Annotated in this window: 12 protein-coding genes; 10 read left to right on the top strand and 2 right to left on the bottom strand. The window is 65.6% G+C overall.

Translation table 11 applies throughout. The features are described 5' to 3' along the window. The 3 genes from DWF00_RS27265 (at position 1) to DWF00_RS27255 (ending at position 4,588) form a co-directional block, all read left to right on the top strand. Positions 1 to 2,463 (top strand): two-component system VirA-like sensor kinase, encoded by a 2,463-nt coding sequence (locus tag DWF00_RS27265; protein WP_181832517.1) that lies wholly within the window; start codon positions 1 to 3, stop codon positions 2,461 to 2,463. Positions 2,464 to 2,606: 143 nt separating this feature from the next. Then, positions 2,607 to 3,992, top strand: a complete 1,386-nt coding sequence (locus DWF00_RS27260; RefSeq protein WP_114828068.1) for an FAD-dependent monooxygenase family protein — start codon at positions 2,607 to 2,609, stop codon at positions 3,990 to 3,992. Between the two features lie 11 nt (positions 3,993 to 4,003). Then, the gene (locus DWF00_RS27255; RefSeq protein WP_147283649.1) at positions 4,004 to 4,588 is read left to right on the top strand and encodes a hypothetical protein; all 585 of its coding nucleotides are present in this window, start codon (positions 4,004 to 4,006) and stop codon (positions 4,586 to 4,588) included. A 402-nt stretch (positions 4,589 to 4,990) separates the two neighbouring features. Here the strand turns inward: DWF00_RS27255 and DWF00_RS29735 are convergent, their stop codons facing one another. Continuing rightward, the gene (locus tag DWF00_RS29735) at positions 4,991 to 5,785 is read right to left on the bottom strand and encodes a cupin domain-containing protein (RefSeq protein ID WP_210207855.1); all 795 of its coding nucleotides are present in this window, start codon (positions 5,783 to 5,785) and stop codon (positions 4,991 to 4,993) included. A gap of 51 nt (positions 5,786 to 5,836) precedes the next feature. On the opposite strand from DWF00_RS29735, the gene DWF00_RS27245 reads away from it, so the two are divergent. From DWF00_RS27245 to DWF00_RS27230, 4 genes are all read left to right on the top strand, one after another. Then, positions 5,837 to 6,997, top strand: a complete 1,161-nt coding sequence (locus DWF00_RS27245; RefSeq protein ID WP_114828071.1) for an alkene reductase — start codon at positions 5,837 to 5,839, stop codon at positions 6,995 to 6,997. Positions 6,998 to 7,081: 84 nt separating this feature from the next. After that, complete coding sequence (locus tag DWF00_RS27240; protein ID WP_114828447.1) at positions 7,082 to 7,813, top strand: phosphatase PAP2 family protein; 732 nt, start codon at positions 7,082 to 7,084, stop codon at positions 7,811 to 7,813. Beyond that, positions 7,776 to 8,543: a GNAT family N-acetyltransferase gene (locus DWF00_RS27235; RefSeq protein ID WP_181832518.1), complete on the top strand. Its 768-nt coding sequence runs from the start codon at positions 7,776 to 7,778 to the stop codon at positions 8,541 to 8,543. The genes DWF00_RS27240 and DWF00_RS27235 overlap by 38 nt, the downstream gene beginning before the upstream one ends. 334 nt (positions 8,544 to 8,877) lie before the next feature. After that, complete coding sequence (locus tag DWF00_RS27230) at positions 8,878 to 9,162, top strand: YjiS-like domain-containing protein (protein ID WP_114828073.1); 285 nt, start codon at positions 8,878 to 8,880, stop codon at positions 9,160 to 9,162. Between the two features lie 655 nt (positions 9,163 to 9,817). On the opposite strand, the gene DWF00_RS27225 is transcribed toward DWF00_RS27230, so the two are convergent. Then, entirely contained in the window at positions 9,818 to 10,309 is a 492-nt protein-coding gene (locus DWF00_RS27225) for a hypothetical protein (protein ID WP_114853092.1), read from the bottom strand. 1,057 nt (positions 10,310 to 11,366) lie between these two features. On the opposite strand from DWF00_RS27225, the gene DWF00_RS27220 reads away from it, so the two are divergent. The 3 genes from DWF00_RS27220 (at position 11,367) to DWF00_RS27205 (ending at position 21,616) form a co-directional block, all read left to right on the top strand. Next, positions 11,367 to 18,725 (top strand): autotransporter-associated beta strand repeat-containing protein, encoded by a 7,359-nt coding sequence (locus DWF00_RS27220; protein ID WP_181832519.1) that lies wholly within the window; start codon positions 11,367 to 11,369, stop codon positions 18,723 to 18,725. Between the two features lie 677 nt (positions 18,726 to 19,402). Beyond that, positions 19,403 to 20,032: a DUF5983 family protein gene (locus tag DWF00_RS27215; protein WP_114828076.1), complete on the top strand. Its 630-nt coding sequence runs from the start codon at positions 19,403 to 19,405 to the stop codon at positions 20,030 to 20,032. Between the two features lie 873 nt (positions 20,033 to 20,905). Then, positions 20,906 to 21,616, top strand: a complete 711-nt coding sequence (locus tag DWF00_RS27205) for a hypothetical protein (protein WP_114828078.1) — start codon at positions 20,906 to 20,908, stop codon at positions 21,614 to 21,616. Positions 21,617 to 21,776 lie beyond the last annotated feature (160 nt).

Here is a 21,776-nt window from a genome sequence, read left to right as displayed (position 1 = left end):
ATGGTCATCGTGATCACGGCCATGCTGGCGATCGCGCTCGCCTTCGTCGCGGTCTCGCGCGACTTTGGACGCACGACCCACGAGGCGATGATGACCACCTTGCGGGCCATCGACGCGAGCCATGCCCTGCTCCAGCGCGACGTGCTGCGCGCGCGGGCCGGGCTTCTGAGCTCCTATGACCCGCTGGTTGCGTCGATCGTCGCTCTGCGCCAGGCCACCACTGGCCTGGAGACGCTGATCGGCGAAGCGGGGCTGGAGTCCGAGGGCGATCTGGAGAAGCCCCTGAGGAGCCTGAAGGCGGGCATCGACGCCGACGAAAAGCTGATCGAGCAGTTCAAGACGACCAACGCGCTCTTCCAGAATTCGATCGGCGTTTTCGGCCAAACGCTGACGGCGCTTCACGCCTCGCCCGACGACGGGGTTCGGTCGGCGATTTCCAGGGTGGGCGATCTCGGCAACCTGATGATGCGCTTCGCGACTGCAACAGATCGGGCACTCGAAGTCGCCATCCGACGCGACATCGCGCAATTGGCCGTGGCCGACGCTGCATCGTCTGCACCGGGCCTGCGGACCCTCTTGGTTCACGCAGAACTCGTGCTGGAGTTCTTGCCGGCCGTGGATGCCAAGATCCTCGCGATCCACGCCTCCGACACGCTGACGCATGCCAAGCGGCTCCAGGAACGGTATCTTGAGATGTTCGGCGACGCCGCCTCGCGCGCCGTCTGGAGCCGCCTGGTCTTGGGCGCGACGGCCATCGCCCTCTGGCTCTGCATCCTCCTCGTCATCTTCAGGCTGCGGAACCAGACACATTATCTGAAGCGGCGCCTCCGGCTCGACAATGCCATCGCCGCGGTCAAGAACAGCATCAACGGCGCTCCGCTGCCGGAATTCCCTGAGCGGATGGAGGAAGCGCTCGCGGCGCTCGCCAGGCAGTTCGAGGTCGAGAGCAGTCAACTCGCGATCATTCTGGCCGAGCAAGCCGAGATCATGGAAGCCTATCGTTCGCATGGCGGGTCCGAGGACGACGACGCGCTCATCCTGGAATTCGCATCAAGCCTCCATCGATCCGGGGTCGCGCGGATGGGCGGCCGTCCCCGCTTCGACGAAGGACGGCTCGCCGAGCGGATTCGGGGGCGGCGCACGGCCTGTGCAATCGCCGGCGTCAGGCTTTCGGGCGGGCGCGTCGGGGTCCTGCTGGTGAAGTTCGACGCGTCCCGCCCCAGGCCCTGCGCATTTGCCACGGCGCTGATGCAGACGGCGGTACCCACTCTGGTCGACCTGGTCGAAAGCAATCACGCGCGCCGCGAGAAGAAGGTCCTCGAGCAGCGACTCGAGCAGGCCCAGCGGCTCGAGGCGGTCGGTACACTCGCCGGCGGCATCGCCCACGAGTTCAACAACGTCCTCGGCTCCATTCTCGGCTACAGCGAAATGGCGTTGCAGGTCCTGCGCAGGCCCTCGCCCTCGCGCCGCTACGTCGAGAAGATTCTGGCCAGCGGAGAGCGGGCCAAGCGGATCGTCGATCAGATCCTGACCTTGAGCCGCAAGCGGGAACGCACGAGCAAACCCTTCGACATGGTCGAGGCGATCACGGACATCCAGCCGATCTTGCAGGTCACCCTCGCCGACAAGGTCAGCCTCCAGACGACACTGCCCAACCAAGCCGCGACGATCGAGGGAAGCCCGATCGAGCTCCAGCAGATCCTGCTGAACCTCTGCAAGAACGCCGTGGAAGCGTCCGCCAGGGGGCAGGTCGTCGAGATTGGCGTGAGGCGGGTCCGCTTCAACGGCAGGACGATCCTCTCCCATGGCGAAATCTCCTGGGGCGCGTTCATCTGCCTGAGCGTGCGCGACCATGGCATCGGCATGCAGGAAGCCACGCTGCCGCACATCTTCGAGCCATTCTTCACCACCAAATCGCAGAGCGGCGGCACCGGACTGGGACTTGCTGCAGTCCACGGCCTTGTCTCAGGGCTCGGCGGACGCACCAACGTGCGGAGTTCTCCCGGCGCCGGCACGACCTTCGAGGTGTTCTTGCCGGCGAGCGACAAGGTGCCCCTGCCGATCAGGAACTTCTACAACGAGCGCTCCACTCCTACCGGCCAGGGACAGCGCGTTGCCATCCTCGAGGGCGATACGTTCCTGCTCCGTATGTACGAGGACAAGGTCGCCGCGCTCGGCTACGAGCCGATCGGCTGTTCGAGCCTGGACGAGATCCTGCTCACGGCCATTTCGTCGGAGGGCAAGCCGGATGTGGCGATCCTCGACGTCGCTTCACTCGCCGACCGGCACTCGGTCGCCGAAGTCGGCGCAGCCCTTCGCGATGTTCCCCAGATTTTTGTCGCCGATCGGGAACGCTGCCGCGACCTGAACGGGCGTCCGCACGCCGAAGCCAGCGTTCTGGGCAAGCCGATCAATTCGCGAGCGCTCGCGCAGGCGCTCTTCGATTGCCTTCACCCCATGTGATTCAGGCCATCGCTTGCCGTCGGTCGGCTCGGCCGTCAGAGCCGGTCGATTTCAGCTGTAGCCATTCCCCTACCGGACGCAGGAGTGATGTAACCGCGCGCGCCGACCTTGCCCGGACTTCCTTCACGAGTCCGGAGAACGAGATGACAGTCATCGGCAGGCAAGCCGTCGTAATCGGTGCGGGCATCGCGGGCCTTTCGGCCGCCGCCGCGGTTTCGGAATTCTTCGAAACCGTCCATCTGCTGGAGCAGGACAAGGTCCAGAGCGAGGCGCTTCCCCGGCCTGGCGTCCCGCAGGGCCAGCATCCGCATGTGCTGATGTCCGGCGGCTTCCAGGCTCTCTCCAGCCTGCTGCCGGGCCTCGGCGCAGAGCTCCGGGCCGCCGGAGCCATACCGCTCGAGATCGGCCGCGATCTCCGCTGGGAGGTGCCCGGCCTCGGCGTCTTCCCGAAGCGTGATCTCGGCATTTTCAGCTTCTCCCTGACCCGGCCGCTGCTGGAGCAGGTCATCGCCCGGCGTGTTCTCGCGCTACCGAACATCATTTCGGTCAACGAGATCAGCGCGGTCGATATCGTCCTGAGCGCCGATGGCGCGCGCGTGGCGCGGGTCGAGTATCAGCAAAGCGGGCATGGCACCGTTTCCGTGCCGGCCGATCTGGTCATCGACGCCACGGGACGGGCCGGGCCGATTGAGAGGTGTCTCCAGCGACATGGCAAGCCGCTGCCGCCCCGCAGCCGCATCGAGGTCGACACCCGCTATTCGACCGGCATATTCGCCCTGTCCTCTCCTCAGGATTTCGTCGCGTCGGTGACGTTCCCGGCAGCTCCGGAGAGCAGCCGGGGCGGATACCTGCTGCAGATCGGCGATAATCTGTGGCAGGCCCTCCTGACGGGCCGCGGCGAAGAGCAGCCGCCTGCAGACCACGATACCTTCCTCGGCTTCGCGCGGGCGCTGGCGACGCCGACGATCGCGGCCACCTTGGAGGGGGCGGAGCTGGTCGGCGGCATAAGGCGGTTCGCGTTCCGCGAGAGCGTCTGGCGCCATTTCGGGCAATCGGCCTCCGGCCGGCTTCCGGCGGGCCTCCTTCCGATCGGCGACTCGCTCTGCAGGTTCAATCCCGTCTACGGCCAGGGCATGAGCGCCGCGGCCATCGAGGCGGCGCTGCTGAAAGCGACCCTCGCCCGGCATCTCGGCCAGGACGACCCGCTGCCGCGCGTGGGCAAGAGCTTCCTGGCGCAGGCCCATGACCTGATCGCGATACCCTGGAGCAGTTCGACCCTGACCGATCTGGTCTATCCGCAAACGATCGCGGAGCGCCCGGCCGACCTCGACGAGCGGCTGCGCGAGCGGCGCGAGGCTTTGGCCAACGCGTTCACGAATGCAGAGGCGCATCGCGATTTCTTCAGAAGACAGCAGATGTTGTTCGCTCTGGATGGGTTCATCGCCGCGGATGTCAACCGCAACACAACAGCACCTCATGACAGCGCGCGCGTAACAGCGCGGAACGACCATCTGCTTGGTCAATACTGATGGAGCAGACCATGAAGTATCTTGAGATTGAAACACCCGATGGCTCGGCATCGTCGAATGATTCCACGTCGGTCGATGCCCGCAACGTGGTCGTGCTGCAACTTTCGGCGGTTGGACGCACGATGGTTTCGGCGCGGCCGAGGGTCGAGACGCTCGCTGCCACTTGCCAGGATCCTCGTGCCATGCCGGCAGCTCGCGAAGCTCCGGCTACCGGGGCGCCCGCGCGTCCCTCGGCCCTCCATTGGCTCGTCCAGTGCTTCGGCCTGACCGGAAAGTCCTTGGGCTTCGGCCACACATTCGATTTCAGGCCGCCGACCGGACCCTGTTCCCGTCCGGAAGCGGCCGACGATGCCCGAGGCGAAGGCTCGACCGTGGCTGGACGTTGCGACGGCGGCAGTCACCGCCATGGCCCGCGGAACTGGATCGGCCAATCGCTCGCAGCGATGCGCAGGCTCTACCTGTCGTGGTGCCGCGAGGCAGCGATCACGAGGGCCGTCCAGGAACTGCGAAGGGCTGACAACGCAGTTCTGCGTGACCTCGGCATCCGGGACCGAACCGAGATCGAGTTCTTCGTGCGACGCGGTCTGGCCGATTGAGCCGCCGCGTCGGCCGCGAACGTGGCGCCGTGACGGTTCAGCTGCCGGGCCTATCCTGGAGGGAGGAGGCGGGTCCTCCCGCCAACCTCCAGGGCTTTGCGAGGAGAAAGGCGCAGGCGTAGCTCTCTCAGGAGAGACTACGCCTTGGCCTATGCGATCGAGGCCGCGATCACCGGCGCAAGGTCCCGGACGCGCCGCATCGTATCGGGGCAACTCGACCCCGGTCAGTGCCTCGTCCCGGGCGACCTGCTTGCCGCCAGAGCATGATGCCGAACCGAAGGTCGGCGTCAGCGAATAGTGGGAACCAGTTTTCGGCTGACATCATGCTCTAGCTTATTGATGAGAGGCGGATTCAGATTTTCGATGGGATCGCTTCGCGATGCCATCTGAAATCATCCGGCACTAGCCGAGGCGCAAACCTGCAATCGCGTTGTCGGCCGGGCTTCCGACCCAGTAGCCATAGGCCGCCGCGCGCTCGAGGAAGCGCTGCACATCGGCAGGTGCCGGCTTGCCGGGCTCGACCTCTGAGACGGGCCGGCCGACTTCACGAAGGAAGCGGCCCATCCTCGGCGTAGTCGCGATCAGGATCATCGCCGGCGCTGCCGAAACATTGCGCCATGCATGGCGCTGCCCGCCGGACAGATCGAGGCTTTTGCCCGCGGCGACGGGGATCCAGCCATTCTCGACGAACACATCGAGTGTCCCCGAGAGCACGTAGAACGTCTCTCGGTCGGCATGGGAATGGAGCGGTACGATGACGCCGGGAGCTATCTCGCCCATCATCAGGCAATAACCGGCCCCATCATCGGAAACATCCGTGAGATGCCTGATCTTCGGACCGAGGACATCGAGCAATCCCACCGAGTCCTGCTCGGCGACGACCGGGCGAATATTGTGATGCTGCATAATCTCTCCAATCTGGTTGCGCTCGCCAACAGCTGATGCAGGCAAGCCGTCGTGGTCAGGAATCCCGCGTACACGGAGGCCGCACGCAGATCCTGCCAGGCGGAAGAGGGCTGCGAGACGATTGCAGGGCCGTTTCAGAACGGTGCATTGCGAATTGCGAATGAAATGATGCGCTTTCCGCGCGAATGACCACGGCTCCGGCAGCAATGTGGACGTGTTGCGATTGTAGCGCTGGCGGCGACCGCTGAAACGGTCGCGTAGCTCCCACTGACGAAAACCGGCGTCGATCAACTGCCCTTACAGGCGCGGCTCGGCAATCGAGCTTGCCCATGGAGCATCACCATGAACCTTCCAGTTAGTAGACGATTGCTGTTCTCGCCGATGCGACTGGGCGCGCTCCGGCTCACCAATCGCATCGTCATGCCGGCGATGACGCGCAATCGCACGCCCGGATCCGTACCGAACGCGCTCAACGCCCTGTATTACGGGCAGCGTGCGACGGCTGGCCTGATCGTGACCGAGGGCAGCGCACCCGCTCATATGGGGTTCGGCTTTGTCGATACGCCGGGGCTCTTCACCGCCGAGCAGGCGCGTGGCTGGAAGCAGGTGGCCGATACGGTCCGGCTCGCGAAGGCGCACATCTTCGCCCAATTGCTGTTCGCCGGCCGGCTGTCCCATCCCACGCTCCTGGGCGGCGCGACGCCGATCGCCCCGTCTGCCGTCAAGGCAGCCGGCACGGCGCAAGGCAATGCTGGATGGGGGCCCTACGAGATGCCCCGTGCGATGCTCGAGGACGACATCGAGATCGTGCTTGCCTCCTATACCGGCGCCGCCCGGTTGGCCGTGACGGCGGCGGGCTTCGACGGCGTCGAGATCCATGCCGGCCATGGCTATCTTCCGAACCAGTTCCTGGCGCCTAACACCAATCTGCGCACGGATCATTGGGGCGGCGATGCGAGGGGCCGGGCACGCTTCCTGCTCGAACTCGTCGACCGGACCGTCGCGGTCGTCAACCGCCAGCGCGTTGGTGTGCTGGTGACCCCGGCATCGACCCTGAACGACATCCAGGACCTGGACTGGCCCACGACCTATGGCTACCTGCTCGAGGAGCTCGATAAACGACGTCTGGCCTATCTGCACGTTGGGCTACCGTTGCCGGAAGCGGGCCAGCAGCCGGACGTGGCCGGCTTCGTGCGCCAGCATTATCGCGGAGCCGTGATCCTGAACGGCGGCTATTGGCGCACCCGTGCCGAGCTCGACGTCAAGCTGCGCAGGGCCGATCTGATCGCCTTCGGCAGGGACTTTCTGGCGAACCCCGATCTGCCGAAGCGACTGCGCCTCGGTGCGGCACTCAACCCGGCCGACCGCACGACGTTCCATGCGCGGGGCGGGAAGGGATATGTCGACTACCCCACGCTCCACGAGATTGACGAGACCGGGACCAAGCTGCGCGGCCACGATCGCGAGATGCGGGCGCGCGCGGCGCCGCAGGTTTCGGCCTGATCCGTGATCCGTTTGAATTCGAGGGCGCGGCCGTGGCACGCCGGCTCCATCGTGGTGATTCACCTAGTGGTCTCGGTTCTGGCCATGGCGACCCTCGACTGTCCGCTGGCCGAGTCGGCCGCCGGCCCGGGGCTGCCCGCGCCCGTAGCAGCAGTGTCAGGGCTCCTTTTCGCGATCCTGTTACTGGCCATCACTGTGGCCGGCGGGATCGTAGTCGCCGGCGTCGTTCGGAAGGTTCTGGGTCGGCCCGTCCTTGCCACCGACGACACAGTCCTCGCGGCGGGGTTTGTCGTGCTCTCGACCCTGGGCGCGGCCCTCGTGAGCTGGCCACTCAAGCATACTGTGGGACGTGCCCGTCCGCTGCTCTCCGGCAGCTGCGAGCCGTTCGATTTCGAGCCCTTCTCGGCCAGCTTCTCCGCAGCCTACCCCTCGACGCAGGCGGCCATGGCCGGCGGACTGGCGACTGCGCTGGCGCTTCTGAACCCGCGATGGCGTCCAGTCGTATTTTTCGTCGCCGCGGCGATAGGCGTGTCCCGCGTGCTGGCAGGGGCGCATTGGTCGAGCGACGTGATCATGGGCCTCGGCCTCGGAGCGGCAGTGGCCCTCTTCCTGGCAGGCAAGCTCGGCGGAAGGGGCCGCGTGTTCATAGCCGATCGTACGGGCTTCCCGCAGCGCCTGACCGCGCACGATGCCGGTTCGGGACGACCTGGCGGGGCGCCGCCTCCGCAGAAGGCGGCCGAACCTGCCGCGCTATACCGCACCAACGAAGGAAAGACCGATGAGAAATGGCATCTTGGATGGCGACGAACGCCTTAGGTCCATGCTCGCCAATTGCCGGCAATATTGGCTCAACTACGGTTACGAGTTGAGCCGGGATGGCGACATCACGCTCTACAGCACGGGCGTCCGCCACCCGCAGCTGAATGGCGTCATGGCGATCGAGGGCCAAGACATGGACGCGTTGATCGGAGAGGCGCGACAGAGGCTCGCCGGACACCCCTCGGTCTGGTGGATCGGACCGGATTCACGCGGCGGTGCGGCCGACGCCATCCTGTCGAATGGAGGCATCAGGCGCGCCACCATGCCGGTCTATGCAGTCGATCTCGCCGACCTGCCCGATCTCGTCTTGCCGGCGGGCGTCACCATCGAGGAGGTGAGCGGAGAAGCCGGCGTGGCGGATTGGACCGCATGCTTCGCCCCGTCGATGGGCGTACCCACGGAGGAGATCGAAAAGATGACACGCGTGGAGATCGCCCGGCGCGATGAGCCGGGCAAATTCGTGCGCTTCGCCGCGAAGATAGACGGAAAGACCGTCGGCACGTCCGCGCTGCTGGATAGTCACGGGGTCGCTGGCATCTATCTCTGCTCGACGCTGGACGGCTATCGACGCCGCGGCATCTGCACCGCCTTGACCCTGCGTGCGGCGGCGACAGGCCTGGAGCGTGGTTTGAGGACTGGGACGCTGCAGGCGAGTCCCATGGGCGAGCCGGTGTATCGGAAGCTCGGCTTTCAGAAGGCGGCAGAATACAGCGGCTTCGTCTTTTGACCGGCCACCGGCGTGCGCATGTGTTAAATCTTGGTACATTTCCGGATAACAACAAATTATACTTAGATTAACTTGCTTCGGCGATCGATTTTACATTCGATTCGGTGAGGGCGGTTCGGCGCAGTAGATGCTTGGGCCAGAACCTCGCTCTCCGCCCGCTCGTCTTCCCAGGCCGAGTACCCTGACATTCCATCCGTCACTCAATGGAGCCGGATCAGGGCTCTCCTGAAATCGATCTGAAATCCTCCGTAGCAATCAGTGTTCGAACAGGCGCCGGGCTGCAAGGCCTCGCCGGCGACGGCTGCGCCAGCCCCGGCCTCACGACGATCGGATCATGTCGATGGAAATGCATACGCCACAGTCGCTTCACGCCATCCACGGAATCGGCGATCAGCCCCGGCGAGGCAGTGCCTCGCGCTGGCTTGGCTCCTGCGCAAGACAGATAGCCCGGATCAGGCTGGCGATCACGCGCGAGCTGGCGACGCGTCGCGCCGCAGCCGAACTCGAACGCATGGATGAGCGAGCCCTGAACGACATCGGCCTGCAGCGGGCGGATATCAAGCAGGCGATTCACTGGATGCGCGCAAATCGTCGTCTGGATATTGGAAACGCGCCATGATGGCCGCAATCTTAGCGCCCGGATCGAGACGGGCTTCCCTCGGGCCCTGTCAGCGATAGGCATGGTCCAGATTGCGTTTGGACGCGCGCTGTGCAGCCCGTCCTGCGCATCCTGGCGCTGCGGACATCCGCGCCGCGCAACATCCTCCTGGCGCCGCCCTCCAGCCGAGAAGCCAGATCGCTCCGTCCGCGCGGCGCATCTCGATATCGGGCGCGTAGCTGCCGCTGCTCGGGAACTCACGGGCTCAGTCGAACATGGCCTCGTGTAGGCTTTGCCTCGGCTCCTCCGTCGTGCGCAGGGCCATTCATATCGCGGTCTTGAACTGCCCGGCTTGCTTCGGGCTTTCCAGAGGCTTCAAGGTTTCGCGCAGCATGCCCGGGAAAAGTTTGCCCGCGAGGTCATCCGCAGATCGGCCTTGAACCAGTAAATCCCGTTAGTCGGATCAGGTGCGACGTGCGCCGCATCAATGGGGCTTCCCGTAGCACGGCAACGTAGCAGACGGGTCAGGCGAACTCCCTGTTGAACAAGGGTTCTTAGCAAAATCAAACGCTTGGGAAAAGCGTGGCGCGGCCTCGACTACGCGAACATCCCCGCGATCGCCCTCATCTACCCCACCTCGAACCGGGATCGCTATCGGGGCCTAGCAGGAGCCCAGCTACTGTTGCCGACGCTTGATTGCCTCCCTAAGCAACGCCACTGCCGCATCAGCATTGCCCTTCGGACCCTTGAGGCCGACAGCGACATATTCGTCGCCGACGATGGCTCCGGCTTGCCACTCACCTCCCATTTTCTTGCCCATGATCTCCATTATTGGCGTACGAACGACATAGGCCTTAGCGCCGATATCTGGCAGGGACCGGAACCCCTCCCAGCTTTCAAAGCCCCAATTCTTGAGTTGCAGTGCATTGCCTGCTGGAAACACGCTTATGCTCATCTTGTGGTCCGCGCCTTCATCGGACCAGGAGCACCCGGACGAGCCTGGCAAGAGGCCGCTCTCGGCGTTGCCGACCGATGCGCCGACGTAAGCGGTGGCCTCCTTCTGCGTGAACAACTTGCACGCGGGGTTGTCCGCGGCCTGCGCTGCCAAGCGGCCGCTCGATGCCGCGAGCAGGATAGTCGCCAAAACCGAGAGCAATAGTTTACGCACGAGTTTTGCCTCCTGTTTCGACTCAGAACAGGCTAATGCCGCACGCGAGCTCCGTCCTAATGCAAATGAAGGATATCGGAGAGATTGAGTGCTTCGACCTCGCGCATCCGATGATGAGACTGCGGCGCCGAGAACATATCTTTCCCACCAAGTCAGCCGTTGATCGAGTCAGCTGCATCACGACTGCTGTGCGCCACTAGCGGCCATTGATGCATCGCCTGAAAGCGGACATCTAAATTCACGCTGATAGGAAGGCCGCTACCCCTCAGTTCGGGCAGCAAAGGCTCCCTGTAAGGCGTGTCCGCCGAGCTGCGAAAATCGCGGCCGATCGGGCTCCTGAGGTGAAATCAGTTCATTGAGGAGATCCTCGAAGTCGGTTTTGACAACCTTATTAACGGTCAGCGTGGCAGATAGCGCCTATTGCGCTCGGCGAGCGTGCAACACTCTCTGTCAAAGCCTCATTTGATGGCGCAAAACGAGGCTTCTGACGCAAGAGAGAGATATGTACAGTGCGATTCGACTGTACGTCAGGCTGGCAGGTATGGCGCTTGGCCAGCGGCGAGGCCTTGAGATGACGATCGCGACGACGCTTGCAGTGAAATCCCGCCTTCCCCGGCACAGCGAGACGTTCCAGTCAGTCCGTATATCCCGCCATCGGTGCTTGCTGAAAAGCTCGACGGCGCTTGCCAGAATCGTCGTTGCCGCCTCGATAATGGGGGCAAGCGGCACTGCAAGCGGCCAGACCTTCACCTATGAAGGCGGATCCGGGTGGAACTCGGGCCTCGCTTGGGACACAGGCACCGTCCCGGATAGCAACACGGCCCAGGTCGTTATGCCTGCCCCCTTAGGCAACTTTAACGTCACCCTGGGCGGCACGTTCAGATTGAACACGCTCACCTATGAAGGCGGCAACGGATTTATTTACGCCATAACGGGCGGCACGCTGAGATTTGACGGACCGGGCGCGACGATCGACGTACAGTCGACTTCGTCAGCGCTTCAGCGCTTCCACGATGGCAACGGGGCCGTGACCGTCGAGGCGGTGACGGACCTTACCGTGAACACGGTCGCGGGCGGCGGCCTCCTGATCGAAGCGGGTGCGACGTTCACCGGCGCCGGCCAGTTGATCAAGACCGGGGGCGGGAGGCTGGTGATAGCGGGCACGGCCAGCCATACGGGCGGCACAACGGTCAATGACGGCACCCTTGAGGTGACCGGCATGGGTAGCATCCCGGCGACCGGCGCTGTCGCTCTCTCAGGCGCCGGCGCGGTTTTCGACATCAGTGACGCAATCCTTGGTCAGACCATCGGTGCGCTCTCCGGCGTCGCCGGAAGCACGGTATCGCTCGGAGCCCGCACGCTCACGTTCGGCGACGCGACAGACCAGACACTCGGCGGAGTCGTTGACGGCACCGGCGGCCTCGTCAAGCAGGGGACGGGCACACAGACGCTGACCGGAGCGAACACCTATACCGGCGGCACCACGATCGCTGCCGGCACGCTTGCGCTTGGCTTTGGCGGGAGCCTCGCGGCGACGGGCGCCGTTTCGCTTGGTTCGGGCACAGTCTTCGACATCAGCGCCTCGGGCGCAAACCAGACTATCGGCGCGCTGAGCGGTCTCACTGGCACCAGCATCTCGCTCGGGGCCCGAACGCTTACCTTCGGCAACGCGACCAACCAATCTTTCGCCGGTTCGATCAGCGGCGCCGGCGGCCTCGTCAAGGAGGGGACAGGCACGTTTACGCTCTCCCGCGTGAACAGCTATACCGGCGGCACCACGGTCAATGCCGGCACGCTCGCGCTCAATGGTTCCGGTGCGCTCGCGGCAAATGGCGCCGTGAACCTTGCCGGCGCCGCGGCGGGCCTCGACATCAGCGGAGCATCCGTCGGAGGAAGTCGGACCATCGGTGGGCTCTCCGGCGTCGCCGGGAGTACGGTTTCGCTCGGCGCCCGCACGCTGTTCTTCGGCGACGCGACAAACCAGAGCTTCGGCGGTGTCATCACCGGCACTGGCAACCTCTTCAAGCAGGGAACCGGCACACAGACGCTGACCGGCGCGAACACTTATACCGGCGGCACGACGATCACTGCCGGCACGCTTGCGCTCGGCGCCGGCGGGAGCCTCGCGGCCACGGGCTCTCTCTCGCTTTCCATTGCGGGCGCCGCCTTCGACATCAGCGCCTCGGGCGCAAACCAGACCATCGGCGCGCTAACCGGCGCCGCGGGCACCAGCATTTCGCTCGGCGCCAACACGCTGACCTTCGGGACCGCGGCGCACGGCTCCTACGCCGGCACGATCAGCGGCACGGGCGGCCTCGTCAAGCAGGGGACGGGCAGATTCACGCCGCAAGGCGCGAACACCTATACGGGGGGCACTACGGTCGATGCCGGTACGCTCGCGCTCGGCGCCGGCGTGAGTCTCGCAGGGACGGGTGCCTTCTCGCTTGCCGATGTCGGCGCAAGCTTGGACATCAGCTTGCCGAATAGCAACCAGAGCATCGACGCGCTGGCGGGGGTCACCGGGAGCAGCGTCTTGCTCGGCGCCAATACCCTGACCGTTGGCAACCACGCGAGCACGACCGTCGCCAGCACGATCAGCGGCACCGGCCGCCTCGCCAAACAGGGCACCGGCACGCTGAGGCTGACGGGCGCGAACACCTACAGCGGCGGCACGACGCTTTCAGCGGGCACGCTCGCCCTCGGGAACAACGGCGCCATCGGCACCGGCAGCCTCACCGTCTCCGGCAACGCGACGCTATCGAACGCCAACGGCGCGAGCACCGCGCTCGCCAACAACATCGCGATCAATGCCGGGCAAGCGTTGACGCTGACGTCGGGAGCCGGCGGCGCAGGCTCACTGACGCTGGACGGAGTGATTTCAGGCGACGGGTCGGTGACGATCAGCCATCCGGGGGGGAGCTTCGTCGAGCTGTCCGGCGTGAACAGCTATACCGGCGGCACCACGATCAGTGCCGGAACGCTCGCGCTCAGTGGTTCCGGTGCGCTCGCGGCAAGTGGCGCGGTGAACCTTGCCGGGGCGGATACGACGCTCGACATCAGCGGAGCATCCGGAAACCAGACCATCGGCGCGCTCTCCGGCGTCGCCGGGAGTTCGGTTTCGCTCGGCGCCCACATGCTCACGTTCGGCGCCGCGACGGGCCAGGCCTTCGGCGGTGTCATCAGCGGCACGGGCAGCCTCCAAAAGTTTGGAATCGGCACACAGACGCTGACGGGTGCGAACACCTATACCGGCGGCACGAGGATCGGTGCCGGCACGCTTGCGCTCGGCGTGGGCGGAAGCCTCGCGGCGACGGGCTTTGTGTCGCTTAGTGTGGGCACCGCCTTCGACATCAGCGCGTCGGGCGCGAACCAGACCATCGGCGTGCTGACCGGCGCCGGAGGCAGCATCTCGCTCGGCGCCAACACGCTGACCCTCGGGACCGCGACGGACGGGACCTTCAGCGGCGTGATCAGAGGCACCGGCGGCCTCGTCAAGCAGGGGACGGGCACGTTCACGCTGAACGGCGCGAACACCTATACGGGTGGCACCACGGTCAATGCCGGTACGCTCGCGCTCGGCGCCGGCGGGAGCATCGCAGCAGGGACGGGCGCCGTCTCGCTTGCCGGCGTCGGCGCAAGCCTCGACATCAGCGCTGGTGGCAACAAGAACATCGGTGCGCTCTCCGGCGTCGCCGGGAGCAGCGTTTCGCTCGGCATCAACAGGCTGACCGTCGGCGACGGCTCGAGCACGACCGTTGCCAGCACCATCGGAGGCAGCGGCGGGCGCCTCGCCAAGGAGGGCACCGGCACGCTGACGCTGACAGGCGCGAACACCTATACCGGCGGCACGACGCTTTCAGCCGGAACGCTTGCGCTCGGGAACAACGCCGCGATCGGAACCGGTAGACTCGCCGTCACCGGCAGCGCGACGCTATCGAACGCCAACGGCGGGAGCGCCGCGCTCGCCAACACCATCGCGATCAATGCCGGGCAGGCATTGACGCTGACTTCGGGAGCCGGCGGCGCAGGCTCACTGACGCTGAACGGAGTGATTTCAGGCGACGGGTCAGTGACCATCAGCCATCCGGGGGCGAGCTTCGTCGAGCTGTCCGGCGCCAATAGCTATACTGGCGGCACGACCTTCGCGGGCGGAGACGTCGCCGTCCACAGCGACACGGCTCTGGGGCTCGGGCGCGTGAGCGTCAACACGCTGACCACTTTGTTCGCCGACAGCAGCTCACTGAGCATTGCGAACGATGTCACGCTCAATGCAGGCCTCGCCCTGGTCAACGGCACGGACGTCACCTTGTCGGGCGCGCTATCCGGGGCCGGCGGCTTCATCAAAGGCGATGCTGGCGTCCTGACGCTGACCGGCGCGAGCAGCTATACCGGCGGCACGGCGGTGGATGGCGGCACGCTGCGTGTCGAGGGCTCGCTCGGCACCACGGCGGTGACCGTGGCTGCGGGCGCGACGCTCAGCGGCTCGGGCAGCATCGACGGCGCCGTGACGATCGCCAATGGCGGCACGCTGGCTCCGGGCAGCAGCCCGGGGACGCTCACCGTCGGGTCGCTGCTGCTGAACGCCTCGTCGCAGCTCGCCTACGAGCTCGGCACGCCTGGCGTGGTCGGCGGCGGGGTCAACGATCTCATCGTGGTCGACGGCAACCTGACGCTCGACGGCTTGCTCAACATCACGCCGCAGAGCGGCTTCGGCACCGGCACTTACCGCCTGTTCAACCAGGGCTCGCTCGTCGATCACGGGCTCGCGCTCGGCATCGTGCCGGCCGGCTACAGTTTCAGCGTCGACGCGACGACGGCGGGACAGGTCAACCTCGTCGCCACCTATGACGCGCTGCAGTTCTGGAACGGTTCGCAGAGCTCCGCGAACGGGACCGTTCATGGCGGCGGCGGCATCTGGGACGGGACGGCCACGAACTGGACTGACGCGAGCGGCAGCATCGGCACCGCATGGTCCGACATGATCGCGGTTTTCGCCGGCCCGGCCGGCGGCACGGTGACGATCGCGAGCGACCGGCAGGTTCAGGGCCTGCAATTCGGCGCGGGAGGCTATGTGCTGAACGGGCCGGGCGCGCTCCAGATCGCCGCATCGGCGACGGAGCTGCGCATCGACACGGGCCTGAGGGCGACGATCAACGCATCGATCCAGGGCGGCGGCGGGCTGGAGAAGACCGGCGGCGGCACGATCGTGCTGACCGGCACCAACGGCTATACGGGCAGCACCGCGATCAACGCCGGCACGCTCCAGGTCTCGTCGAACGCCAATCTCGGCGATGCGGCGGGCGGCCTGACCTTCAACGGCGGCACGCTCGCGACGACGGCGAGCTTCGACATGTTCCGCACTGTCAGCCTCGCCGGTGCCGGCAGCGTCGATGTGGCGACCGGCACGCAGCTCGAGCTTGGTGGGTCGATGTCGGGTGCCGGCAGCCTGACCAAGCTGGGCGCCGGCACGCTGGTGCTGTCGGGCTTCAACACCCATTCCGGCGGTACGACCGTCACCGCCGGCATCCTGCAGGCGGGCAGCGCGGATGCGCTCGGCTCCGGCGCACTGACGCTCGATGGCGGCACGTTCAAGGCCGGCACGGGCTTCATCAATAGCTTCGCCAATGCGATCGCGGTCAACACCGCCGGCGGCAAGATCGACGTCAACGGGCAGGTGATGACGCTCTCGGGCACTATCGGCGACGGCAACGGCGCCGGCGGCGCGCTGTCCTTCGTCAACAGCGATACCGATATCGGTGCGGCCGAGCTCGGCGGCACCAACAGCTATAGCGGCCCGACCTCGATCGGCGCCGGCGTGACGCTGATTGCGGCCTCGGACGGCGCCTTCTCGCCGAACTCGGACGTGACGCTGGCGGCAACCGCTGCGCTGATGGCGAACGGCCGAAACGTCACCGTGCGCTCGCTCTCGGGTGCGGGCCTCGTGGTCAATGGCAATGACACGCAAGCCGGCTCGCTCACCATCGCGCTGCCCTCCGGCACGGCAAGCTACGCCGGCCAACTCATCGACGGCGAGCCCGGCGACAGCGCACTCGCACTGGTCAAGGCCGGTGACGGCACGCAGATCCTGACCGGGACGAACACCTATACCGGCGGCACGACCATCAGTGCCGGCACCTTGCAGCTCGGCGATGGCGGCACCTCGGGTTCGATCACGGGCGATGTCGTCAACAACGACACCCTCGCCTTCAACCGCTCCGATGCGGCGAGCCTCAGTGGCGCGATCTCGGGCAGCGGCCAGCTCGTGCAGCTTGGCACGGGCACGCTGACGCTGACCGGGACGAACACCTATACCGGCGGCACGACCATCAGTACCGGCACCTTGCAGCTCGGCGATGGCGGCACGACCGGCTCGATCACCGGCACCATCGCCAATAATGGCACGCTCGCCTTCAACCGCTCGGACGCGGTGAGCCTCAGTGGCGTGATCTCGGGCTCCGGCTCGCTCGCGCAGCTCGGCACCGGCGCGCTGACGCTGACCGGCGTAAACACCTATGGCGGCGGCACGGTGATCTCGGCCGGCACGCTGATCGGTTCGGCGGCGAGTTTCGGCAGCGGCACGATCCTGAACAATGCCGCGCTTGTTATCGACCAGCCGGCCGATGCAGCATTCGCGAACGCGATCGATGGCACGGGCTCCTTCACCAAGCGCGGCACCGGCCGCCTGAACCTGACCGGCACGAGCGGGCTCACCGGCCCGACTACGGTCGAGGCCGGGCGACTGGCCGTCAACGGCTCGCTCGCCGGCTCGGCGGTCACGGTGCAGGCCGGTGCGACACTCGGTGGCTCCGGCACGGTCGGCGCGACCATGATCCTCGCCAACGGCACGATCGCGCCGGGCAACTCGATCGGCACGCTCACCGTCAATGGCAATCTCGTACTCGCTCCAGGCTCGACCTATGCTGCCGAGATCGGCGGCAATGGCGGCTCCGACCTGATCGTGGTCACCGGCTCCGCGACGGTGGCTGGCGCCAACGTCACGGTCGGCGCGCTCGATCCGCAGACCAGCTACCAGAACGGCCAGCGCTATTCGCTGATCAGCGCCGGAGGCGGGGTCAACGGCAGCTTCGCCGGCGTCACGACCTCATCCGCCTTCCTCACGCTTGGGCTCGACCGGAGGACCGGCGAGGTCGGCCTCACCATTGCGATCAAGGGTAGCGAGCCCGGCACGCCTCCCCGCAGCGATCCGGGCACGCCTCCCGTTACTCCCACCGATCCCGGCACGCCCGCGCCGACCGTGTTCCAGACCGTGGCTCAGACGCGCAACCAGTTTGCCACTGCCCTCGCGCTGAACACGCTGCCGCAGGTCGGCGGCACGTTGGCGCTCTACAACAGCCTCTTGATGCTCGACGCGGCGTCCGCGCGCGGCGCCTTCGACCTGCTCTCCGGCGAGATCCACGCCTCGGCAAAGAGCGCGCTCGTCGAGGAGGGCGGCGCCGTCCGCTCAACCGCGATCGACCGGCTGCGCTCGGCCTTCGGCAGCGTCGGCTCAGCCCCGATGGCGACGATGAACTACGGCTTCACCGCCGACCTCGCCCCGAGCGTGAAGGGGCCGATGCCGGTGCTCCGGTCGGATCGCTTCGCCGCCTGGGGCCAGGGCTACGGCTCGTGGGGCCGGAGCGATGCCGACGGCAATGCCGGCAAGCTCACCCGCTCGACCGGCGGGCTGATGATCGGTGCCGATATGGGCCTGTTCGACAGCCTGCGTCTCGGCCTGCTCGCCGGCTACAGCCATAGCGAGTTCGACGCCAAGGGCCGGCTCTCCTTCGGCGAGAGCGACAACTATCATCTCGGCCTCTACGGCGGCGGGCAGTTTGGCGCGCTCGGCCTGCGGCTGGGGGCGAGCTACACTTGGCACGATGTCGAGACGCGCCGCACGGTCGCCTTCGCCGGTTTCGGCGACAATCCGCGCGCCGGCTACGACGCCGGCACGGCGCAGGTCTTCGGCGAGCTCGGCTACCGGATCGACCTCGCGCGCGTCGCCTTCGAACCCTTCGCCGGCCTGGCTTATCTCAACCTGCAGACCGACGGCTTCCGCGAGATCGGCGGCGCGGCGGCGCTCTCCGCCCGCGGCGAGGACACCAGCCTCGGGTACTCCGCGCTCGGCCTGCGCGCCTCGACCAGCTTTGCAATGCAGGGCATGGACCTGACGCTGCGCGGTGCGCTGGCCTGGCGCCATGCCTTCGGCGATGTCGATCCGACCACGACGCTCGCCTTCTCGGGCAGCACGCCGTTCAGCGTCGCGGGTGTGCCGATCGCGCAGAACGCCGCGCTCGTCGAAGCCGGGCTCGACCTCGCCATCAGCCCGCGTGCCTTGCTCGGCCTGTCCTACACCGGACAGCTCGCCGCCGACGCCCAGGACCAAGCCTTCAAGGCCAATCTGGCCGTCAGGTTCTGAGGGCGCGGTCGAACCGGCATGCCGACCTTTTGCAGGTCGGCGATGGAGCGCCCAGCCGCTCCACGCCGACTGGTAGAACACGCCCCGAGCTCCATCCGCCCCTCGCCCATCAGCAGACTGCTACCATCCACGAGGATGGCTAAACCAGACCGTCAAGTCGCAGCGCGGCGACTTATTCAACGACATTAGCGCAATCCGACCCAGCCGCATCGTCTGCTCCTCACGGGAGACCACGATTACGGGATGCTGACCCGGTTCTGATCGCGTTGTAGCCATCCACTTAATATCCGTTTTCACACGGCGGTTGATTGCAATGGTTGCGGTGGAAAGGGCGAACTCCGGCTGCTCCCATCGACAAACCGAACAGCCCAGAAGCGGACCTCCCCGGAGTCCGCAAAGGGCCAGAATCGCGCGTCTCGCGTCGGACAGAAATGCGTCACAACCAGGCTCTCGATACCAGAGGAACGACGTAGCTCGCGGGACAGGCCGGCCCGTTTGCGATTTTTCTCGCAGGCGTAGCCGTGACCCATGCGATTTGCGTTCTAGAGCCATCGATTCCGTTGCCGCTTTTCCGTGGAGCGCCGCCGGCCGCCGGCCGCCGTCCATTGCTAGGTCATCAGGCACACTGGCTCTGCGCATGGCTGTCTTGCCTGCGTTCGAGCCAAGGGAACCCGATTATGAACGACCAGCGCCTGCCGAGCGCCGACTTCCTCGACGATTGCGCGATCGATCTTGTGAACCTACACGCGCTGCTCCGCCGGCAATTCAGCGAGGAGCAATGGGCGGCTCTATTCAAGCAGACCGACACGCCCGAGCAGATTGCTCGGAAATTGCTGGACCGTGCCTCCGACGAACGATTCCGGAAAGCCAACTTCTGGACCATGCTCGATCTGTCGACCGGTCACCTCCGCAAGGGTGACTTCGAGTTGCTCGAGACATACCGCGGAGTGGATGAAGATGGAGAACGGGACGGCGACTTCGGCCAGTCGCTATATGTCACGCTCTGCCCCTGTGGCTGGATCATCAGCACGTCGGGCTGCCTCGCGCCTGCTCCAGACCGAGACCTCTCGCCTAGCGCGAGAATTGATATCGAAGAGCGGCGCGCCGAGAAAATATCGGAAATGAGAGCGGAGGGCTTTTCGGAAGAGTTCGTCGCCTTGTTCACGCATGCCTGCGAGAACGGCGTCACCGACATTCGCTTCCATGCCGATGCGTCGGATCTGCCTGGCTTTCCGATTTTTGATCTTATGACCGATGAGCGCGAAGAGGAGTACGACGTGGGCGTCGCTCCTGGTCCGGCGCCGTAATCGCCTTCGCTGAATCCGGCTCGGCGACGCTCCGGATGAACTGGTGCGCAACCTTCAGGATCGTTTCTCAAATCGCCCGCCTGATCGGTTTGGATCGCGAAGGGGCCTGCGGCGGCTATCGGGGATATTGCAGACCTTGTATTTGCTCGTTGCGACTGACGGCACTCGTCGCATCGGTTCAGATATCTACTTCCCGAAGACGAAAGCCAGGCCCTCGGACTTCCGAGCTGGGAAGGAACTCGATTCCGCTCGCCTCGAGCGCGTCTCTGACGGCAACGCTTGCAGCGGTTGCTTCGGCGTTCGGCCCTCGCGTTTCGACGCGTCCAACTGTCCTCGGATGAATCCTCGCCTGCGTCGCTACCTCATCGAGACTGAGCCCAAGAGCAAGCCTCGCCGGCTTGAGCAGAGCGGCAAACGGAAGCTGTCCCTTGACCTGCCCTTGCTCGCGCTCGTCCATCGTCGGAGGCATGAGGAATCCTGCCACGCGCCCGTCCGGCGTCTTGATGAATTCAATTCCTTTGGATTCCAATGCCGCTTGTACCGCCATCGCCGCGCGTGACTGGCGGGACGCTGCCGCCTCAATCTTTCGGACAGTTCGGGAGTGAAGAGTTGCCGCAGTGGCGATTGCCTCCGGACTCGCGCCCAGCGCAATTCTCGCCGATTTCAAGAGCTTAGCGCTGGCAAGCATTCTGTCGAGATGACACGCGCGAATCCTGAAATCCAGCGCAGGAGAAGATCGCCCATATAAGGCCCTGTATGCCTATATAGGGCCCTACTTGCCTATATAGGGCCGTTCGTTGTACCTCGAATCCTAGGTCGTGATTTGCCGACCTCGCGAATCGCTCGCCGTCGCGTTGGCAGGAGTCGGTTTCCATGGAGCTTTTCGCCATCGCGGGGTCCGGCAATCAGATTGCGCGCTTAAGCATCAGCCTCCTGCTCGCATTGGGCTTTGCACGGCGCGGAATGGATCCCCTGCTCATCAGGATTCCGAACAATTCCGGTGCGGCGCCAAGCTTGCCGGGCGAGGTGCGGGCTCCGTTCGCAACCATTGCGTTGGAACCCGGCGACGCGGGCTCTACGGGCGCCGCCATTCTCCGCCGAGCGACGGCTCACGGCGATCAGGGCCCAGTGGTCGTTGACCTACCTGGTGGTTCAGTTCCCTCAGAGCTGCTCGATGACCCGCGTTGCCATCTCTTGCTGCCGATGGCCACGGACAAGCAAGAACTCCGGCAACTGGCACACGACTTCGCACGCCTTGCGAGAGCGAGGTCCCGGCCCGGAAACAAAAGCGTTGTCGTGGTGCCGATCGGCTGGCCGGCTGTGCTGAAGCAGGCGGACTACCAGCGTCTGCTCAAACGCGAAGCGACGCGTGCATCGTCGCGCGTTTCACCAAGCATCCAGGACATTGTTGGATTCGGCGTTTCGGACGTCGTGCTTGGTCTTGGGCCGCTTCTGATCGACGGATCGGTCAGCCCGTCGCCGAAGCTCGGCAATGCCGCAGCAGCGATTGCGCGGGCCGTCCTTCGAGCGACTGGAAGCTCCTACATCGAAAGCGACCCAACGTGGTCGATCGGCGGTCTCTGATGCGGCCCGAGGTGAAGACCTGACATGGACAAGTGCATTCTCGCCCGCATTCGTACGGCGGCCCATTCCGGGGACCGCAGCGCGATGTCGACCGCCTTGCGAGAGCTCGATCGAGGACAGAGGGCATCCGAGAGCCTCGACGACGATCCGGGGAGAGAGC

Origin of the sequence: Allobosea caraganae (genome assembly GCF_003351345.1) — a bacterium.
Classification (GTDB): domain Bacteria; phylum Pseudomonadota; class Alphaproteobacteria; order Rhizobiales; family Beijerinckiaceae; genus Allobosea; species Allobosea caraganae.
This window is presented reverse-complemented; position numbering and strand designations above follow the sequence as displayed.